A 21,188-nucleotide genomic window follows, 5' to 3' on the forward strand; every position below is an offset into this window, starting at 1 on the left:
ATAAAATTATTTCCTTCCCTAAAAAAACAATTTCCTTCCTTAAAAAACCATTTTCTTCCGTAAGAAAATCATTTTCTGACTCTCAAAAAGGCATTTGTTTGAGTAAATAATCATTTAATTTATTCGTTTTCAATGGGTTATATTTTTAGTCACTATTTGGCTTACTCTTTAATGGTGGTTTTTAAACTATGAAATAAGTTTGATTATTCAGTTCATTACCAAAAAAATAAAAAAATGGCTAAAGTAAAATTAGAGTTAAGTACTCTTACCAATGAGGAGATAATTGCTTTTGCAGAAACTATTATCGCTGGGATGACAGGCAATGCAAATTTCACTACTCCAAATCCCTCCATTGTTGATCTGACCGCTGCTAAAACAGCAGCGCAATCAAAATTGAATAATGCAAACAATAGAAGGCAGCAAAGTGAAAATGCCACAATTCAGGCAAATAATGCCATTGCCGACCTTAAAATTATATTGACACAGGAAGGCAGCTATGTGGACAATGTAGCTAACGGTGATCCCGATATAATTACAAGTGCGAATATGCCTATAAGGGACGAACGTAGTCCAAAACCAACACCGGCAAAAGTGTCGGATGTAAGCCTTACACAAGGCGACGATGAAGGCGAAGTGGATATACATTGGCATCCGCAACTTAAGGTGGTAGTGTCTTACAGTATTCGTTATACTTACGGAGACATAAATACACCAAGTTGGCAAAATGCACCGGAAAGTCCCACAAAAAGTAAGTACACTTTAACAGGACTTACCAAAGGCCAACAAGTGTGGATAGAAGTGGCAGGTAACAATGCACAAGGCAAAGGCGGCTGGAGCGATCCGGCTGTTATTTATGTGCCTTAAAATTTCTTTTGTCTTGTCCCTTAGAGGGACTACCGAGAGGTGGTTCCTCTTTTTTTTGGGGGATGTAATGCGGTAACCAGATAATATAAAAATAGTTGGAGTTAATAATAAAAGAATATAAATTTGAATAATTCATTTAATCTAAATCCATCCAATATGAAATCTTTTTACATCTCTACTATCCGAATTTTTTTATTTATTTTATTTACTTCTATTATTAATATTTCAAATGCGCAAACAGATGATGACTCCGAATGGGAAGAAATAATTTTAAATAGCGATAGCAGTTACACGGATGGAAAGGATATTATTTTTATTATTGATGATAGTATAGGCACTGAAGAAGCCATGCGTTTAAACAATAACATTGAATCAGGAAATTACAATAAGGGAACAAACATTATTAACTATCAATTAATTGTTCCGCCGCCAAATAACAACATATTAATACAACCCAGGGCTATGCTTAAAAATGTAGCTATGGGACAACATGGTCTTCATATAGGAGGTGCGTTTGATAATAATACAATACCAAATGATTCCAGTGCAATGGATCAGTGGAACTGGCTTAGTGAACTTGCACCAAAAGTCTTAAGATTTCCTTCCGGAGCTAACAATAAATTTATGCATTTGCTTGATGGACCGGGTTATGGTTATAACCCTCTGGAAATGATAAAATACTACGATAATACAGATGGGGTTACAGATTTTCCGGTAGTAGATTTTGCTGCTTTAGGGGATGTACTTGATGATAACCGTGACTCTTTAGAACTTTGGATAAACGAAAGTGAAGTTTCAAACTTTGAAAGTTTATTCGGTAAATGGACAAACCAATTGGATTTGTCATCTACCCATCGTTATATTGATGACTTTATAACCTTAGTTGAGAAAATAGAGACAGACAACCCGGGTCATGTGGTAGATGTAATTGTTTGTCTAAACATAATAAGTGAACCAGCAAGTGTATGTAAGCAAATAGTGGAATATATGCGCAGCAACAGCATACACAATGTGAATGTAGTTGGAGTAGAATTTGGCAATGAAGTGGGTGCAAAATGGAGTGTTAGTATGATGGGTTGGGATTGTTTTAATGAATACTACAGTTTCCTGAAAGGTGAGTCAGGGGCATGGGATTCCGTCTTAAGTACTACTATGCAATCCGACCATGATTTTTTCTATCAGTTTAAAGCCATATCCTCTTTTAGTTGTAAAGTGGGGATACCTGCGGAGAATTTACCGGGAGATTTTGCATTTCGAATGCCTGCGGATGATGGACCACGAGAGGGATGTAGCTGGAACGACAGCCTGCGGGCGCATTATAGTGATAATACCATTACGATAAGTGGCGGCAGCAGATATAATTTTGATGCAGTGATTTTACATCCTTATTATGATGCAGAGAACAACTGGGGTGATCTAATGAGTAATAATTTATATGCAAATTACTCATGCAATTTGGGAGATTCCGATAGCACCAACGACTATTGGCTATATGGAATGTACGATCCAAGATTATACAATGCGTTTGACAGTATAGGTTTGAATTTTCAAAGTCTGATTAAAACGAAATATTTAGAAAGCTACAATGAACATAATACCGTATTAAATTTTAACCTGAGCGGTCCAATTGCCAAAAATCTTTGGGTTACAGAATGTAATTTAAAAACTAATATAAAAGGTGTGAATGATTCTATTAATGATAAAATAAATGCTATAACGCAAACATGGCAGCATTCTATGGTTTTTCAAGAATGGTATTTAAAAAATATTAAACTGAATTTTACTACAGGCTACAGAACCAATTTTTTTACATATACGACTTGGCAAAATTATGCAGGAGGTTCTGGAACAGATTTTATTTCACCAGCCAATAGAGAGGAGTTAGATTCTTTGGGTAAATATGTATTTCCTTATAATCTCTCAACTTCAGATACTGCATTTCGAAATTATTATGTAAAACGTACAACACATTATAGTTTCGAATTACTGAGTGTAATTGTAAAAGAAAATTTAAAATATGTACCTTCCTTTTTTGCATTGAATAAAAAGGAACGTAATCTGAATCCTACTGTATTTATGGATCCTGCTAAGGAAAATTTATATATTTTTTACAGCAATGTAAAAGGCAATTCTCAGAATTATAAATTAAGTACAACCGAGTTACCGGATTTATTCCCGGGTAGTGATTGGGTGGATGCAGATACGGCAACTATTTATTATATGCAGGGGTTAAAACCATATTCCACCTCTGGCAAAGGAAAAAATACCTTGTTCGATATTAATGCATGTTATTCCACGAATCCTTTCCCATTGGGTATAACGCATTTAGATACAATGATAAATATACCTGAATGCGATAGCACTGTCGGAGCTAATCTGTGCCTAACAGCTCCTTCCTATTCTATGGGTTATTTTAAAGTGCCAATTCAATCACATTCCTATCCCCCCGGCGGTGCAAAGCTTAATGCTGAAAATCAGGATAAACTAATTGTTTATCCTAATCCATCGAGTAATTATTTTTATTTTTTTACTACACATCCGGGAGAGTATGAATCGACTGAATGGGATATTAAAATATCAACAGTTTCCGGAGTATTTATTAAAAAAATTAGTATTATACCACTTTCGCCAATAGATATAAGTGAATTACCACCCGGTATTTATCAGATTACATTTACAAATAATAATTCAATTTATTATAAATCCTTAATTAAAATATAAGTTAGTGATGAAAAATAATAAATTCAACATTAAGGAGTATTCTGCACTTAGCTTATCCTTTATAGCAGTATCCGCATCATTACAAGGCCAAGTTATTTATACGGATATAGAACCAGATGCTGTGTTAGAATATTCGGGTGGTGTAATAGGTATTGATATGGATAATGATGGCACTTATGATTTTGCATTTAAAAACACCGTATTCTCAAATTATTCTACATTATATCATACAAGTTTTAGATATGAAAGAATTTTGGCAGGTCCAGTATATACTCCATTAAATTTAATTGCGGGTAGCCGAAAAACATACGGTGGATCTTATGCTGGTTCATTTTACGTATATTTTCCCTATGCACTTGAGGAAGGTGCTTTAATTACACCACCTGCTTTACATTTCCAAAATTATGGGTTTCAACGAATGGCTTTTGCTGATTATTATTATTCTCCATGGTTAGGATGGACAACTTGGGATGGCGGTCTCTGGTTTCCAGAAAAAATAGAACATTTTATCGGAGTACGTTTTATTGATGATGATAGTTTATATCATCATGGCTGGATAAGATGTAGTGTTATAGACACCGGTCACACATTAATAATTCATGATTATGCGTATGAATCTCAACCAAATCATCCTATAGCAGCAGGCAGTTTAGAAACGTATGTAGATATAGAAAATAATAATCCGCTTTACAGTATTTATAGTTTTGGTAATACCATTTATTATCATTTACCATCGGAAGATCTTGGTTCTGAAATAACCCTATTTGATTTGGCAGGTAGAATAATTTATTCAGGAATAATTAGTGAAACCTATTCTTCAATTTCACCTAATTGTTTACCCGGAATTTATGTTGTCCGTATTACAACATCCACACAAAGTATAACAAGGAAAGTATCTATTGGTAATTGAAAAAATTAAGTTTGGAGTTTCAAGTTCCGAGATAAATAAAATTTATTATTTTTTTACTCACTACTCACTACTCACTACTCACTATTTATAAATCTCCACCAACTCCATTACCTGATCAAGATGGAAAAATGCATCATCCACTTCAAGTAGTATTGAATGATGTTTGAAGTCGGTGGCTAACGCATGTTCTAATACACTCATGCTTTCTTTTTGCTTACCTGTTTTCCAAAGCAACATACTTTGCAGATAATAAAATTCTACATAAGTACCGCAACGGGTTAATGCATCATTAGTTAATTCTAAAGCTTCGGCATATTCTTCTTGTGCATATAATAATTGAATTAAATCAATCCAATAACTTGGTATTTCACTGCGACTATTTACCAATCTGCGTTGATAGGATAATGCATCAACCTCACGATCTAACTTATGATACAAACGGATAAGTGCAGATAAATAAAATTCATTATCCTCGTCAATCTTCAATGCTTTTTTATAATTCACAATCGCTGCTTCAAATCTTTCTTCAGTGCGATATGTTTCGCCAATTCTAAAAAAAGCTTCATCCAAAAAAGGATCTAAACGCACAGCTTTGCGATAATGAAATCTCGCTTCTTTTAAATTATCATTTCTTTCATAACACAAGCCAATACGAAAACTATAATCTTCAAAACCACCACTTTTATCATGCGCAGTTTCAAACATCTGAATTGCTTTTTCAAATTCTTCTTTGCGATAATGTACATCTGCTGCTTCACGATAAGCAAGATCATAATCTTCATTAATTGCATTTACAAATTCAAATGCATCCAACGCTTTTTCATATAAACCCACACCGGTATAAGCACGACCGAGATTATACCATGCTAACCATAAATAAGGATCTTTTTCAATGATTTCTGAATGCAGTTTTATACTCTCATCAAACTTATCTGTCATCTCTACAATATGCGCAGTTTTTTGCAACGCATCTTCACTTTTTGGATTTAATGTAAGTGCTTTTGATAATGCATCATAAGCTGATTCGAAATCTTCTTTCATTTCAAAAATATCACTCAACTGCGCATAGATAACATCGTGTTCATCCGTATCCACCATTTGCAATGCCTGCTCTAAAATTTCCTGTGCGCCATCTATCTGATTTGTTTCAATAAATACATCGCTTTTTATCAAATAAATATCAATATCATGACTGTCGAGAATAATGGCTTTATCCAACCATTCCAGACAAGCTTTATAATCTTTTTTTTGTAATTGTAATTCTGCTTTGCGAATAAGAAATTCCGAAGAGTAAGGGTTTTGTTCGATAGCATAATCTGCTACCATTTCCATTTTTTCAAAATCATTCCGCATCTCATAAAACTCAAGAATGCGCTCTAATGATTCTTCATCAAAATAATGTTGCTCCTTTGTTTCAACAAAACGCTCAAATAGTTCAATCAACTCAACTAAGTCAGCTTCTTCAGCATGGTCATCAAAATCCGGCTTTAGCATATATGTACAAATTTAAAGTTTAACAACGGATAATATGGTAAAATCAGTTCCCGCTCATTCTTATTAACTTCGCCTGCTATTGTAAAATGGTTTTTTATTATGCTTAAATATATTTTTATTCTTGTTTTGGGGTTCAATTTACTGCCTATTGCAATTGCGCAAACACCAAGTTATTGGCAGCAAAATGTGGATTATGAAATTCATGTGGCTTTAAACGATGTCAATCATCTAATTACGGGAAATATTATTATTAAATACACCAATAATTCACCCGATACTTTGCGACAAATTTATATGCATGTGTGGCCGAATGCATATATGAATACAGAAACAGCTTTGGCAAAAGAATTTGCAAAAACAAATGATTTTAAAATGTTGAAAGCAAGTAATGCGGATTTGGGCTTTATTGATTCTTTAAATTTTGTGGTGGATGGAACTCCCGTTGATTGGAAATTAGATGATACAAATCCGGATATTGGTGTGCTTACAATGCGCTCACCAGTTTTACCCGGAGAAACAATTGTAATTACAACTCCTTTTCGGGTAAAAATTCCTTCATCAGATTTTTCAAGATTAGGACATAGCGATCAGTCATATCAAATTACACAATGGTATCCGAAACCGGCAGTGTATGATCGCAAAGGATGGCATCCGATTCCGTTTTTAAATCAGGGAGAATTTTATTCTGAATTCGGAAATTTTAATGTGTTTATTACAGTACCAAAAAATTATATTGTTGCTGCAAGTGGTGATTTACAAACGCAGGATGAAATTCAATTTTTAAATCAAAAAGCAATTGAAACAAGTGCGATTGAATCCTATACAAATGATCTTTCATTTCCGCCTTCGGATACAGAAACAAAAACTTTGCTTTTCACCCTGAAAGATGCACATGATTTTGCATGGTTTGCAGATAAAAGATTTCATGTATTAAAAGGACAAGTACAATTACCCTTATCACAACGGAGTGTAACTACATGGGCTTACTTCACAAATTTTGAAGGAGACCTTTGGAAAAATTCTATTGAATATATCAATCGTTCAGTATTTAGTTATTCCGATTGGGTGGGCGAATATCCATGGAATGTTGCGCAGGCAGTGGAAGGTGCGTTAAGTGCAGGTGCGGGCATGGAATATCCTACAATAACTATTATAGGTGCATCGGGCAGTTCTCGTATGTTGGATAATGTAATTACACATGAAGTGGGACATAATTGGTTCTATGGAATTTTAGGGACAAATGAAAGAGATCATGCTTGGATGGATGAAGGCATTAATTCTTATTATGAATATCGTTATCTGGATAAATTTTATGGGAAAGGAATGGACTTAAGTGCGTTGGGATTAAATAATTTTTCTTTGATTAAAATTTCAAAGAATAAAAATATGATTCAACTTGCGTGGGATCTTACTGCCGGATTAGAACGCATGAACAGAGCACAACCTATTGACATTACATCAGCAGAATTCGGCAGTATAAATTATGGTGTTCTCGTGTATATGAAAACTGCATATCTAATGGCTTATCTCGCTGATTTTTTTGGCCAAAGTCAATTCGATAGAGTGATGGCGCAATATTATAAAGATTGGAAATTTAAACATCCTTATCCGGAAGATATGCAGGAAGTATTGGAACGTGAAAGCGGCGAAAATTTAAATTGGTTTTTTGATGGATTATTAAAAAACGATCGCAGTCTTGATTATAAAGTGAAAGATGTTTTGGTGGGCAAATCAACAATAGCTGTGCGCATTCAAAATAATACGGATATAGCTGCACCATTTCCTGTTTCATTAATGGATGGTGATAGTATTTTGCGTACAGAATGGCAAAGGGGATTTCTTGGAACACAAAGTATTTTTATTCAGATACCAAAAGGGAAAAACATTACGCATGTAAGAATTGATGCGAATGAATCTATACCGGATAATAATCGGGAGAATAACACAAGTAAATTAAAAGGCTTTTTGCGCAAAGTAGAACCATTAAATTTCAAACCATTTATTTCACCGGATAATCCTTATCATTCTACTATTTCTTATTCACCATTAATTGGTGGAAATGCAAATGATGGATTAATGTTAGGTCTTGGAATTTGGAACAGTACTTTTCCTGCACCGAAGTTTGAATATGTGTTTGCACCGATGTATGCTTTTAATTCCAACGATCTTGTTGGGCAGGGTTCTGTGGGAATAAATATGTATCCGAAGCAAGGTACTTTCAACAGAGCAAGGCTATCAGTATTTGGCGCTCACTATACTACTGATCGCCTGACAAGTGCAAGTTATTATAAATTACAACCCCAATTGGATTTGGATATAAAACCAAAAACATTCACATCGCCAATTACACAATTTATAAAAATAAAATCTGCTTTTATAAGAGAAAATACCGGAATGTATATACAAGATAGTATTGGTGTTGAATATTATTTTATAGAAGATAACTGGTATCATTCTGTGCAATATATTTTAAATAGAAAAAATATATTGTTTCCTTTTCTATTAAATGTAAATGCAACTGCACATTCTGATTTTTTAAATTTCTCTGCTGAATATATTCAGAAAATAAAATTCCCGCATTACAAACAAGGAATAAGTGTTCGTGTATTTGCAGGATATGTTTCTGCTGTCGGAAATAAAGAATTAGATGATAGATATGCGCTAACACTTGCCGGAACAAATGGCGCTTATGATTATGCATACAACTCTGTTTATCTTGCAAGAAATACAGATGGTACTTTGCTCAGTAATCAAATGTATCGTGGTAATGGATTTTTTAAAGTACCTTATTATCAGCCCGGAATAAGTACAAGTGATAATGCATTAGTTGCAACGAATCTTGTAGTGAATGTACCGAAAACACCAATTGCATTCTTCGGAGATTTCGGATTTAACAGCGGACATTTAATAGATGGTATTTCTCCGTTTCAATATGATGCCGGCGTTATGTTTAAAGCAATTGATAATGGATTGGAAATTTATTTCCCACTGTTTGCATCTAAAGATTTACCGGATTTATATGCAGGAAATTATACGCAGTATATCAGTTGTCTGATTAATATTAACAAATTAAATCTGTTTGAATATTTAAGAACATTGAAATTGTAAGTTAAACTATAAAATGTATTTGACCCACCTCTTATCCTCCCTCAAAAAAGGGAGAACGGTCGTGCATCATTCTATCAAATTCTTTTTAATTTAAACAGCAGTCGTTTTATCTAAAAATAAGAACCACAAAATATCTCTATGATTTTTCACATCATAATATCTATAATTTACGGCTCTCCTTTTTAAGTTTACATACCCAAATAAGATGAAAGTGATTAGCGTGTTAAAAATAGAAACACTTTGGATTCAATAATCAGAGTTCTCATCTTAGATTTGTGCGCTTGCTCGAAATCCGGATGATTTAAACGAAATGTATTTTTGAACACTGCAGAAATTTAAATATTTAAGAATATTGAAATTGTAGAATTTGAAACTATAAATGTATAATTTGGATGTGTGATTAATTCCCAGCCTGATATATCCATTATTGTTCCTGCTTATAATGAGCAAGAAGTGTTGCCTGAATTTTATAAGGCAATATGCCAGCATCGAAATGCATGGAATGGAACTTCCGAATTGGTTTTTGTAAACGATGGATCAAGTGATAATACTTCCCAAATATTAAATCAATTTGCAGATGCAGATGAAACTGTAAGAGTGATTCATCTCTCACGAAATTTCGGTCATCAACCTGCGCTTTCTGCCGGCATGGCAGCAGCAAGAGGAAAAGCAATTGTGATGATGGATGCTGATATGCAAGATCCACCGGAAGTGATTCAAGATTTAATATTAAAATGGAAAGCAGGTTTTGAAGTGGTATATGCAATCAGAGAAAGTAGAGAAGGCAATGCAATTTTAAATTTTGGATATCGCACTTTTTATTATTGGATGAATAAGAGCAGTTCAATTTATATTCCAATGCACACAGGAGATTTTGGTTTGATTGATCGAAAAGTAGTGGATATTATACTCTATGAATTTCCTGAGAAAAATAGATTCCTGCGTGGACTACGAGCATTCACCGGATTTAATCAAACTGGAGTAAACTATGCCCGACCAAAACGTGCAAGCGGTAATTCTAAATATGGTTTTCGCAAACTGCTTGCATTAGCTTTAGATGGATGGTTTGGCTTTTCAAATAAGCCATTGCGCCTTGCAACTTATCTTGGAATTTTATTCGCCGTTCCCAGTTTTTTAATTGGCATTTTATATATACTCAATAAATTATTTGGTATAACGATATTTACTTATCCAAGTACAGATCAACCGGGAGTGGCAACACTAACAGTTGCTGTTTTTTTTATAGGTGGTATTATGCTTATAATTCTTGGAATAATTGGAGAATATATCTCTCGTATTTATGAAGAAATAAAAGGTCGGCCAACTTATATTGTTCGGGAAGAATATTCTGTACTTACAAAAGCTAAACGGATAACAACAGTTAAATAGTAAATTCTTGAAAAGAAATTACTTTACACAGAAAAGAATAGTAAGTATTGCAATCATTTTCTGGTTTGTAATAAATCTGTTGCAGGCAATTTTCACCAACTTACATAGCGACGAAGTGTATTATTGGACTTACAGTTGGAAATTGCAATGGGCATATTGGGACAATGCACCTCTTATTGGTTTATATATTTTTATTGGTGATTATTTATTTCCTTATTCAGAAATTGGAGTACGTCTGATTACTGTTTTTTCAGGTACACTTGCAATTTATATTGTGTGGCTTTGCACTGATAGAAAAGATGCTGTATTATTTTTTGCATTAATATTTGGAATGGCCTTAATGCATGCCGGCGGTTTTATGGCAGCACCTGATGCACCATTAGCATTGACAAATGCATTGCTTTTACTCTCGTATAAAAAATATGCTGAAACAACATCGGTAATGCATGCTGTTTTCTTAGGCTTAGCAATGGCAATGGTAATGTATAGCAAATATCAAGGAGCCATGTTAATTGGAATGTTAGTTATTGCTAATCCCAAAATTGTTTTTAAAAAACAAAGTGTAATCACTTTACTTGTTTTTATTATCGCTTTTTTACCCGGGTTTTTAGCATTGTATAATTTGAATTTCAGCACCTTTCAATATCATCTCTCCGGTAAAAATCAGGAAAGCTGGAAATGGAATTGGACTACTGATTTTATAGCCGGGCAATTTCTTGCGGCTGGTCCTTTCGTAGGATTGATTATTATACCATTATTATTTATCCATAAGCCTGCAACAGTATTTTTGCGTTCAATGAGATTATCTGCCATCGGTATTTATTTATTTTTAATTCTTCTCAGTTTTAAAGTATATGTGTTGGGAAATTGGTCGGCATCTGTTTTATTTCCATTGATATTAATTGGTCATGATGCATTAAAATCTAAACTGCAATTTCGTAAGTGGGCGATAAGAGGTGGCATTGCCGGATTGGTTTTGATTTTACTTTTTAGAATTTATATTGCCACAACACTTCCATTACCAAAAACATTAAATTTTCATTTTAGAGATTGGGATAATTGGGCAAAAGAAACACATGCAATTGCCGGAGATAAACCTCTTGTATTTTTTAATTCATTTCAATTGCCGGCACGATATGCATTCCTTATTAAAACGCATCAAGTCTTTTCTCTATCAAATCTTTATTATCATCCCACACAATTTGATTACAGCGAAATAGAACAAGAATTACAAGGCAAGTCGGTAGTGTTTATTTGTAAAACCGATTTTCACTCCGGTGATAGTGTAATTGATCCTTTACATGGCAATTATTATTTGTATCAAATACATAGTTTTTGTTCAGGTCAAAAAATTATTATTGAAACAACTACTAAAACTTACACTGTTAAAGCAGGAGAAAAATTTATTGTACCAATCACTATTTTACCAAATCCTTTGAGTATAAGTGAAAGTATTATTTGTGATGACTATAACTTTTATCCTGCATGTCATATTCGCTTAGGAAATAAATATGTAACTGAGCAAATTATAAAATCAGATTCACTTGATATACATAATCCTGAAATACAAAACTTGCAGGTAGAAATTACTGCACCTTATGAACCGGGAAGTTATGATATGTTATTTTCAATTGCTACTGATTGGTATATTCCTTATTTCGGAACAAATGGGAAATGGTTGGAGCTTATTGTAACTCCTTAACCAAAAGAGTTTTTAATACTTAAATTTATTTGTGTTTTAAAAGTTGAAAATTTCATGCAGAAGGAATTATTCAATACACCATGCGGTTGTGAATTTGTAACTTCGCAATAACGAAAAATAGAATATATGGATACGACAATTAAATTAAGTATGATAAGTAATGAACTGAAAGCATTACGGATTCAAAGTACTAATAAAGGTGTTTCTACCGGTACACAATGGCTGGCCGGTGAAGGGCATACTTTGGAATCTTTTTCTCCTGTTGATGGTGAATTAATTGCCACATGTACTTCGGCAAGCAGAGAAGAATATGAGCAGATTATGCAAACTGCACAAGCTGCTTTTTTACAATGGCGCATGGTGCCCGCTCCGCAAAGAGGTGAAGTGGTTAGACAATTAGGGGATCAATTGCGCAAATACAAAGAGCCTTTAGGAAAATTAGTGAGTTATGAAATGGGAAAGAGTTTGCAGGAAGGAATGGGAGAGGTGCAGGAAATGATTGACATCTGTGATTTTGCTGTGGGATTAAGTCCAATTATATGGACTTACCATGCATAGCGAAAGACCGATGCACAGAATGTATGAGCAATGGCATCCGCTGGGAATTGTAGGAGTTATTTCTGCATTTAATTTCCCGGTTGCAGTGTTTAGTTGGAATGCTGCACTTGCATGGGTTTGTGGTGATGTGTGTATTTGGAAGCCTTCTTCAAAGTGCCTCTATCTGCAATTGCAGTTCAGAAAATTGTTGCAGATGTTTTTCATAAAAATAATGTTCCCGAAGGTGTGAGTTGTTTAATGATTTCTCATTCAGCAATTGGTGAAGAAATGGCGAGAGATAAAAGAGTGCCTCTCATTTCAATTACAGGTTCTACAAAAGTGGGTAAAAGAATTGGTGGTATTGTTGGTGAAAGATTAGGAAGAGTTATTCAGGAATTAGGTGGTAATAATGCAATCATTATTAGCAAACATGCAGATATGGATATGGCAATTCGTGCTGCTGTTTTTGGTGCTGTCGGAACTGCCGGGCAACGTTGCACAAGTACACGCAGATTAATTATTCATAAAGATTTATATGCAGAAGTAAAGAATCGTTTGGTAAAAGCATACACACAATTGCGTATTGGAAATCCGCTTGATGAAAATAATCATGTGGGTCCGCTGATTGATAAAAAAGCAGTGGAAGATTATTTAAATGCAATAGAACAATTACATGCAGAAGGCGGCAGTATGTTAGTGGAAGGTGGTGTTGTTTCGGGTGAAGGATTTGAAAGCGGATGTTATGTAAAACCATGTATTGCAGAAGCAAAAAATACAATGCAGATTGTACAGCACGAAACATTTGCACCGATACTATACATTATGTCTTATGATACAATAGAAGAAGCGATTGCAATGCATAACGGAGTGCCTCAGGGATTGTCGAGTGCAATCATGACAACAAATATTTTAGAGTCAGAATATTTTTTAAGTCAGGCGGGAAGTGATTGCGGAATTGCAAACGTAAACATCGGAACTTCAGGTGCTGAAATAGGTGGTGCATTTGGTGGTGAAAAAGAAACTGGCGGAGGAAGAGAAAGTGGAAGCGATGCATGGAAAGCTTATATGCGGCGACAGACAAATACAATAAATTATTCAACTGAAATGCCGCTTGCGCAAGGTATTAAGTTTGACATCTGATAAACAGAAATGTAACTTTAAAATCTTGTGGTAATCGCCACAAGATTTTTTTTAATTTGCAATGAACACACCTGTAATTCAATTTCAAATTCATTCTGAAATATCTCAGGAGATTGCATACACTCTGCAAGTGTTTGGAAGATATATTGGTTTCTCCTGTAAATTTTTAAATGCGGATTCTGATGTGGATGATGCAGTTGTAATTATTGCAGAACATGGTGCATGTGATATACCACTTTCACATTTTTTCAGCAAGTGTTATTTAAGTGGCGATTATGCATTTAAATCCTATTTTAAAAAAGGACCCTTACATTATTCTTCTTCCGGCAAACCCGATTATTTAAGTACTTGTTTTTACTTGTTGGCTTGTATTCAGGAATACGCCGATTATAAAGCAGATCGTTATCATAGGTTTCCTTTTTCAGAAAGTTTACAACATACATTTAATTGCGTAGAGAAAAATTTGGTTGCTGATTATTTTGATTTGCTGTATAACAATACCAAGAAAATAAATACGCAAGTTTCTAAACAAACCATTCCTTCAAGAGTATTTCTTACGCATGATATTGATACACTTTACGGCGCATTGCGGGAGAATGCAAAACCATTGTTGCGCAAAGGACAAATAGGAAAATTGTTGCAACTGATGATGCATCATTATTTTCAAACTCCTGATTATATGTTGTTTGATAAAATTATGCAATTGGAAAATGCGTATGATGTGAAGAGTACATTTTTCTGGTTAATACATCGCAACAAATATGCACTGCGTATTCCAAATGCAGATTATGTGTTGGAGAAAAAAGAAGTACAACAATTATTAATTGCGGTAAAAGAAAATGATTGTGTAAATGGTTTGCATAAAAGTTATTCCACTAAAAGTTATAGCAATGAATTGCAATTGCTAAAAAGATAAAGCAGAACCGATAAACAGAAATCATTTTTTGATGATGGAGTTACCACACACCTTTAATGCAATAGAAGAAGGCGGCATTCAATTAGACAGCACATTAGCATTTGCGGAAACTCCAGGATGGCGCAATAATTTTGGTTTGCCATTTCAGCCTTATAATGTAAAGCAACGCAGCGCATACAATTTTACAGAAGTGCCCTTGACAATAATGGATGCTACATTTAATCACTACATGCATTTAACTCCGGAAGCATCAACAGAATATATTATTAATTTTTTTGGAGAACAATCGTTTTAATTGTGTGCATACTATTCTGTGGCATAACAATTATTTTTTCAATTACGATGTACCCGGATGGCTGGATACTTATAAATCAATTTTAGTGTGGATGAAAGAAAATAATCTGCAACATATTATGCCGAAGGAGATGATTATTTCGAAGTAGAATTTTTTAGAATTAGCAGATGAGTTACTTAGCCGATTAGCTAATGAAAAAAAATGTGCAAATGTGCAAATGTGCAAATGTGAGAATGTGAGAATGTGCGAATGAAATGAATATCGGATTATATCCATGGTTGGCGTCCACGCCAATCCTTATTCAAGAGGAAATGTTTTTTTACTACATAGTTACATAGGAAATATAGTTTAAGGAAAGCTTTATAAAAAATAATGTGGTTTAATTATTCACTTTTTATAAAACCACATAGATTTATATTTCTCATGTATTCTTTATTTTTTTCTATGTTTCTATAATTCTTCTATGTGGTTAAATTTTTTCTACTCTCCAAGGTTGGTGTCCTCGCCAACCATTTTTAAATGCTTTGCGTTCTTTGCGTATTTTTTTCTTGGCGTTCTTTGCGGTTAATTTTTTTTCACTACTCACCATTCACTACTTTCAGATCTTATTTATCAAAAACGTATAACTCTCCCCATTCACCATACTTGTTTTTAGAATATAAATTCCTTGTGTAAGAAAATTTGTGTTGAGGATAATAGTGTTTTCAACTGTATTATAACTTGTGCTAAATACATATTGACCTGTAGCATTTATGATTTCAATTTTTGAAATTGCAATCGAAGATTCCACCTGTATTGTTTCATCAAATGGATTTGGATAAATAGTTATCTGCGCATTTTCATTATCAAAAATTCCTGTGCCGATGCCAACAGAAACAGTTGTTGAAATACTACAACCTAATGCATCTGTTACTGTAAGATAATACGTTGCCGGATATACATTTTCTATTTCTGTTCCGCTTAATCCATCGCTCCATAAATAATTGTATGGTGCTGTTCCGCCACTTACATTAATAGTTATACTTCCACCCGCACCATCATCGGGTGAGGGTGTGGTTGTGCTTTCAATTAATATTGGGGCATTATAATTTATTGCAATAGAATCATACAGCGAACAGCCCGATTGATATTCTATTTCCAATGCATAATTTCCTGCTTCAGTTACTATAATTGTTTGCGCAGTATCTTCTGTATTCCAATGAAAAGAAAAAATAGAATCTGAATAATTAATTGCAAGTTGCAAAGTATCACCATCGCAAAGTACAGTATCATTTCCCAACACATTTGCAAACACATCTTGTTCTATTGATTCAATAGTTATTGTATCAAATAAATAACAATCACCCGGACCATAATGCATTTGTATAGTATAAATTCCTGCTTCTTCTATTGTAATATGCGGAGAAGTTTCTCCCGTATTCCACAGTATTTCTGAACCCGGATAATGCGTACCTATTTGCAAACTTCCACCGGGACAAAACGTAGTATCATTTCCTAATACATTTACTGCAATATCTCCTGTAACTAAAATAGTATCGGTAAATATGCGTGGGCAAAATTCAGGAGTAAAACGAAAGGCGGTATCTTCTGCGCCAAAAGTCCATGCATGACTAAACCATTTTATATTATTAAAATTTCGTGTTTCAATTCCAAATGTGCCGGGTTCATTACTAATGCCTTGTGTAATACCAAATATATCTACAGGTGGTAAATGTTTTACTACAATATCTATTACACCAGTTGTTTCATATAAAATACCACTCACATTTACAGTTATTCCCCATTCATAGTCGCAGGGAACATCATTATACTGAAAAATAAATTGGCGATACGGTGCTTCGCCTTGAGTAGAAATAATTACATCTCCTATTGAACCCGGATCTAAATCCGCACCGGCAAGTACAACTAAATTTGTTATGCCATAAGGATCAGGTAAGCCGGGAAGAAAATAAGTATGAGGAGTACCAAAACTTGTGTATCCATTTGAACTTATAAATGTAGAATCATAAGTATTATCAAAATAATTAAATGTAAAACCAATAGGCACTTCTTCATAATCAGTATCAAATAATGTAAGTGTATCCGGATTTAATAAAGTAGGTTGTTCAAATGGAATTGTACTGATGTTATAAGTAAGTGGCATTTCATAACTATAATTAATTACTGTAAAATTATTTTCACCCACAATCATCGGATCAAAAATTCCATCCACAGTAATACCCATTCCGCTCCAAGTACCTGTTCCTTTTTCAGGTTCTGCATTTAATAATCCGCTGTTAATACATATAGTATCGGGTAAACCAATTGTTGTAATCGGAGCACATATATTTTCTATTGTGGTAAATAATGTATCATTAAAATTTAATGTATCACCCTCTAAAATTGTCCATGCTTTAAACGTATGAAAACCACAACCTTCAAAAGAAGCAGCAGCAAGAAAAACAGTATCGCTATGTTGCGGTTCTAAATTAAAACTCACTTCTTCGCAATGCATATCACCATCGTCAATAACATAACACACTGTTGCAGATGTTTGTGTTTGCATACCGAAATTATAAATTACCACAGCCACTTCTTCGCTATCAGTTAAATTGCAATTTGCTTGCGGACTTATAGAATGCACCACACCAATATCTGTATCACCATGCATACATCCACTTAAATAATATAAAATATTGCGACGTAAGTTTTTATAGTTGGGAAGAATTTGATCCCATAGCCAGATCCAAAAAGAACTAAAAACAACTTTTCCTTCTCCAAAATTTTTTGATATAAGAGGGATTCTTAAATTGGAAATAGTATCTCCGGGATAATATGTAACAGTATCAATTAAAATAGTATCTACATTAAAACCATAAAAATCTGCTTCGCCTAAAATGGGTCCTGCCCCCCATCTCGCAGTATATAATCCCGACACAGGAAATACCGGACCTTCCAAAATTTCATGATCTTGAAATTTAAAACTATATATAGTTGCCAATGGTTTTGAATGTACACCTTCGAATCCAAAATCATAGATGGAATCATAATCATGGCTCGAATAATTTAAATATAAATTTCCTCCTTCGTTGACATAATTTTCCAAATCCGTTCTATATAATTCATAGAAATTGAAAAATTCCACATCATCACAAAATCCATCTAAAAACAACAAACAAGTATTATCTAAAAATTCTGCTGCACTATCAATTTCATCAAAAGTAAATCGCTGCCAGCCACCGTCATCTTCATCGCCAAATACATCACGAAATAATTTTACATCTTCATCTAAAGCATCCATTCCATCATCGCAATAATTACCAAGATAGGAAGAAATGAATACTACTCTTTGGGCATTTGAAGAAATATTAAAATAACATGAAATAAAGATTAGTAGAAGAAAAGAAAATGATTTTGGAAAATGCATTCTATGAGGTGGTTAAAAAAAATTTATTATTCAAATATACAAAATATGAAAATCACTTTAAAATTTACTTATCTGATAAAAAAATCAAATCAAAATAGAAAGGTAAAATGATTTGTCACTACTCACTACTCACTACTCACTACTCACTACTCACTACTCACTACTCACTACTCACTACTCACTACTCACCACTCACTACTCACCATTCACCATTCATTCTTTCTATACGCCATAAATAATCCACCACAAATAAGCAGAATCATAATTGAAGAACCGGCAAGAGAAATTTTTCTACCCTTCACATACGATGCAGGTTCAAAGCGGAATGTGATTTCGTGTGAACCCGCCGGAACCCATAATCCACGCAATGTATAATTTGCACGAAAATGATCTACATAATTACCATCAATATATGCCTTCCAATCCTGATTGCCACGATACCAAATTTCTGAAAAAATTGCAGGTGCATCCACATTGTTTTTACTTATGTAAGTAATTTCATTTGGAGAATAAGTTGCCATTTGAATTGATGCAGTGGAATCATAATTAACTGTAGTTGCAGGAATCTGATTTTTAAATTGCTCATCCACCACTGCAAATTTTAATGGCTGCAAATTTTCGAGTTCTTTAAATTCTGCATCTGCTCCTTGCCTGAAAACAATGGAATCCACAAACCATGCATTGCCACAAGCACCCGGGTTTTGTTCTACTACTAATTTATTATTGCGATTGCTGATTACATACTTTGCATTCAGCATATTTATTACTGGTAAATTTCCCTTCGAAATATATCCATCAATTAAATCCTGATAGCGACCGAGTTTAGCTGCATTATATCCACCTAAACTTTTATAACTGTAAGAAGTAAATCCATCCTGATCTAATCGTCGTGTTGTATTAAACACACGGAAGTTTGGATCTGCATCATTTATTTTCGGCATCTGCGATAAAAAGTATTGCTCATAATAATTACTATCACCATAATTTTCATCGGTTAAATAAGTGCGACCTGTTGTCCATAAATCAACTACAGATAAAATTCCGATAACAGCAATTACCCAGATTTTATTTATTTTATTTTTTATATAAAACCATATCATCGCAGCTGCAATACCAATAAAAAATAATGTGCGCACACCATCCATTCTTATCATACTTATACGGTCCTGTTTTAATGCAGCGATGAGTCCGCTTAAATCTGTATCACCGGAGTTTTGTGCCATCAATTCTAATTCACGTGGACTTGTCATATTAAATAGTAATGTAGGTACTAACACAAAAATGCTGATTACACCGGCCGCAATTGCCGCATATTTTAATCCTGTAATTTTTTGCAGATCCGGAATTACATTTTCTTTACGCAATAATTTATCGAGCATAATAAAAGCAAGCAGAGGCATTGCAAGACATGCAATTATCAATGCCATCATTACGGTTCTGAATTTATTATACAGTGGAAAATAATTAAACATCGCATCATTAAATGCCGGAAAGTTCTTTCCCCATCCAAGAAAAAGAGATAGAATAGTGGCCGCAATTAACCACCAGCGCAAACGACCTTCCGCAAGAAAAACAGCTATTAAAAACAAGAAACAAATAATAGCACCAACGTAAACAGGACCACTGGTGAAAGGTAATTTCCCCAATATTTTGAAGTGAGTTGTTGCAGTTGTTGCGCTTTATTTTGATTGCGTGCAGCAAGCCCTTGCATATACAACATGGTTTTACTTTCCGGATTTTCTAAAAAAGATTTTGATGAAGCCTGTCCGGCAAAACTTGGATACATTAATGTGAGTGATTCACCAACTCCATAACTCCATGCAAACACATAATCTTTATCCAACCCTTCATTTGTATAATTTTCGTTGTGCTCCGTTAATTCTGAACCACCACGAATTGTTTCTTTACTGTATTCATACGTAGTTAATAATCGGGATGCATTTACCACAAGTGCAATAATTGTGATGCCTGCAAATATGCCCAAAGTGCGCAAAAATTTCGGCAATGTTTTTTCTTTAATTGCATAATATAATTCAGATAAAAACCAAAAGCCGATTATAAAAAATAAGTAGTAAGATATCTGTACGTGATTGGCAGTTATTTCCAAACACATTCCTAATAATGCCAATGAAATTCCCAACCATAATTTATCTCTGAATAAATAATTTATTCCTGCAAATACAATTGGTGCAAGTACTAATGCATTCACTTTCGAATTATGTCCTGCTTCTATAAATGAAATCATGTACGTTCCCAAACCATAACACAAGGCACCGGAAATTGCTATCCAGTTATTTACTTTAAAACTGCGAAGCAGAATATAAAAAATAAAAATCCAATAAAAATATAATTTGCCGGACGTGGTAAATTCAATCCAATAAAATCATGTACTCTTTCAAATAAATTTCCTGTATCACCCAAGTGAATTTGATAAGTGGGCATACCGCTGAATCCGCTTCCTGTCCATAATGCAACATCATCATGGGTATCATTATAATTCAGAATTTCTTCACTCATTGCCTTGAAACTGATGATATCACTTTGTATTAAAACCTTACCCTGGAATACAGGCATAAAGAAAATTACACTCACAGTAAGAAAAACTGCAACGGCAATTCCGAAATCAATGAGGCGACTTTTTATTGTAGCATTATCCATATTACACTCAAATTTGAAGCAGCTAAATTAAAACTTACATGGAACAAA

Annotated in this window: 13 protein-coding genes and 1 pseudogene; 9 read left to right on the top strand and 5 right to left on the bottom strand. The window is 34.0% G+C overall.

Translation table 11 applies throughout. The features are described 5' to 3' along the window. The first annotated feature begins 234 nt into the window (after window positions 1-234). From IPN31_07295 to IPN31_07305, 3 genes are all read left to right on the top strand, one after another. Window positions 235-864, top strand: coding sequence for a fibronectin type III domain-containing protein (locus IPN31_07295; protein ID MBK8681693.1), 630 nt, complete (start codon window positions 235-237; stop codon window positions 862-864). A gap of 156 nt (window positions 865-1,020) precedes the next feature. After that, on the top strand, window positions 1,021-3,585 hold the full coding sequence (locus tag IPN31_07300) for a T9SS type A sorting domain-containing protein (GenBank protein MBK8681694.1): 2,565 nt from the start codon (window positions 1,021-1,023) through the stop codon (window positions 3,583-3,585). A 7-nt stretch (window positions 3,586-3,592) separates the two neighbouring features. Beyond that, entirely contained in the window at window positions 3,593-4,495 is a 903-nt protein-coding gene (locus IPN31_07305; protein MBK8681695.1) for a T9SS type A sorting domain-containing protein, read from the top strand. Between the two features lie 81 nt (window positions 4,496-4,576). Here the strand turns inward: IPN31_07305 and IPN31_07310 are convergent, their stop codons facing one another. Then, a complete protein-coding gene (locus tag IPN31_07310; protein MBK8681696.1) occupies window positions 4,577-5,989 on the bottom strand; it encodes a tetratricopeptide repeat protein in 1,413 nt (470 codons plus the stop codon). A gap of 99 nt (window positions 5,990-6,088) precedes the next feature. Here IPN31_07310 and IPN31_07315 point away from each other — a divergent pair, with 99 nt between their 5' ends. The 6 genes and pseudogenes from IPN31_07315 (at window position 6,089) to IPN31_07340 (ending at window position 15,076) form a co-directional block, all read left to right on the top strand. Continuing rightward, window positions 6,089-9,097 (top strand): M1 family metallopeptidase, encoded by a 3,009-nt coding sequence (locus tag IPN31_07315; protein ID MBK8681697.1) that lies wholly within the window; start codon window positions 6,089-6,091, stop codon window positions 9,095-9,097. 396 nt (window positions 9,098-9,493) lie between these two features. Next, entirely contained in the window at window positions 9,494-10,486 is a 993-nt protein-coding gene (locus IPN31_07320) for a glycosyltransferase family 2 protein (GenBank protein ID MBK8681698.1), read from the top strand. Window positions 10,487-10,493: 7 nt separating this feature from the next. Further along, complete coding sequence (locus tag IPN31_07325; GenBank protein MBK8681699.1) at window positions 10,494-12,188, top strand: glycosyltransferase family 39 protein; 1,695 nt, start codon at window positions 10,494-10,496, stop codon at window positions 12,186-12,188. 150 nt (window positions 12,189-12,338) lie between these two features. Continuing rightward, window positions 12,339-13,865: pseudogene (locus tag IPN31_07330) on the top strand (aldehyde dehydrogenase family protein). A gap of 61 nt (window positions 13,866-13,926) precedes the next feature. After that, window positions 13,927-14,781: a hypothetical protein gene (locus IPN31_07335; GenBank protein MBK8681700.1), complete on the top strand. Its 855-nt coding sequence runs from the start codon at window positions 13,927-13,929 to the stop codon at window positions 14,779-14,781. A gap of 31 nt (window positions 14,782-14,812) precedes the next feature. Beyond that, a complete protein-coding gene (locus IPN31_07340) occupies window positions 14,813-15,076 on the top strand; it encodes a hypothetical protein (GenBank protein ID MBK8681701.1) in 264 nt (87 codons plus the stop codon). A gap of 598 nt (window positions 15,077-15,674) precedes the next feature. On the opposite strand, the gene IPN31_07345 is transcribed toward IPN31_07340, so the two are convergent. From IPN31_07345 to IPN31_07360, 4 genes are all read right to left on the bottom strand, one after another. After that, window positions 15,675-18,482: a T9SS type A sorting domain-containing protein gene (locus IPN31_07345; GenBank protein ID MBK8681702.1), complete on the bottom strand. Its 2,808-nt coding sequence runs from the start codon at window positions 18,480-18,482 to the stop codon at window positions 15,675-15,677. Between the two features lie 206 nt (window positions 18,483-18,688). Then, entirely contained in the window at window positions 18,689-20,128 is a 1,440-nt protein-coding gene (locus IPN31_07350; protein MBK8681703.1) for a hypothetical protein, read from the bottom strand. Continuing rightward, entirely contained in the window at window positions 20,062-20,727 is a 666-nt protein-coding gene (locus IPN31_07355) for a hypothetical protein (protein ID MBK8681704.1), read from the bottom strand. Before IPN31_07355 ends, IPN31_07350 begins: the two co-directional genes overlap by 67 nt. Window positions 20,728-20,777: 50 nt before the next feature. After that, entirely contained in the window at window positions 20,778-21,140 is a 363-nt protein-coding gene (locus tag IPN31_07360) for a hypothetical protein (GenBank protein ID MBK8681705.1), read from the bottom strand. Between the last annotated feature and the right edge of the window lie 48 nt (window positions 21,141-21,188).

The organism is Bacteroidota bacterium, assembly GCA_016715425.1.
Classification (GTDB): domain Bacteria; phylum Bacteroidota; class Bacteroidia; order Chitinophagales; family BACL12; genus JADKAC01.

What these genes read in the sequence shown, in the direction of transcription:
- IPN31_07295 (MBK8681693.1), top strand. Translation starts at nt 235, where the DNA reads ATGGCTAAAGTAAAATTAGAGTTAAGTACTCTTACCAATGAGGAGATA.
- IPN31_07300 (MBK8681694.1), top strand. Translation starts at nt 1,021, where the DNA reads ATGAAATCTTTTTACATCTCTACTATCCGAATTTTTTTATTTATTTTA.
- IPN31_07305 (MBK8681695.1), top strand. Translation starts at nt 3,593, where the DNA reads ATGAAAAATAATAAATTCAACATTAAGGAGTATTCTGCACTTAGCTTA.
- IPN31_07310 (MBK8681696.1), bottom strand. Translation starts at nt 5,989, where the DNA reads ATGCTAAAGCCGGATTTTGATGACCATGCTGAAGAAGCTGACTTAGTT.
- IPN31_07315 (MBK8681697.1), top strand. Translation starts at nt 6,089, where the DNA reads ATGCTTAAATATATTTTTATTCTTGTTTTGGGGTTCAATTTACTGCCT.
- IPN31_07335 (MBK8681700.1), top strand. Translation starts at nt 13,927, where the DNA reads ATGAACACACCTGTAATTCAATTTCAAATTCATTCTGAAATATCTCAG.
- IPN31_07340 (MBK8681701.1), top strand. Translation starts at nt 14,813, where the DNA reads ATGATGGAGTTACCACACACCTTTAATGCAATAGAAGAAGGCGGCATT.
- IPN31_07345 (MBK8681702.1), bottom strand. Translation starts at nt 18,482, where the DNA reads ATGCATTTTCCAAAATCATTTTCTTTTCTTCTACTAATCTTTATTTCA.
- IPN31_07355 (MBK8681704.1), bottom strand. Translation starts at nt 20,727, where the DNA reads ATGATTTCATTTATAGAAGCAGGACATAATTCGAAAGTGAATGCATTA.
- IPN31_07360 (MBK8681705.1), bottom strand. Translation starts at nt 21,140, where the DNA reads ATGGATAATGCTACAATAAAAAGTCGCCTCATTGATTTCGGAATTGCC.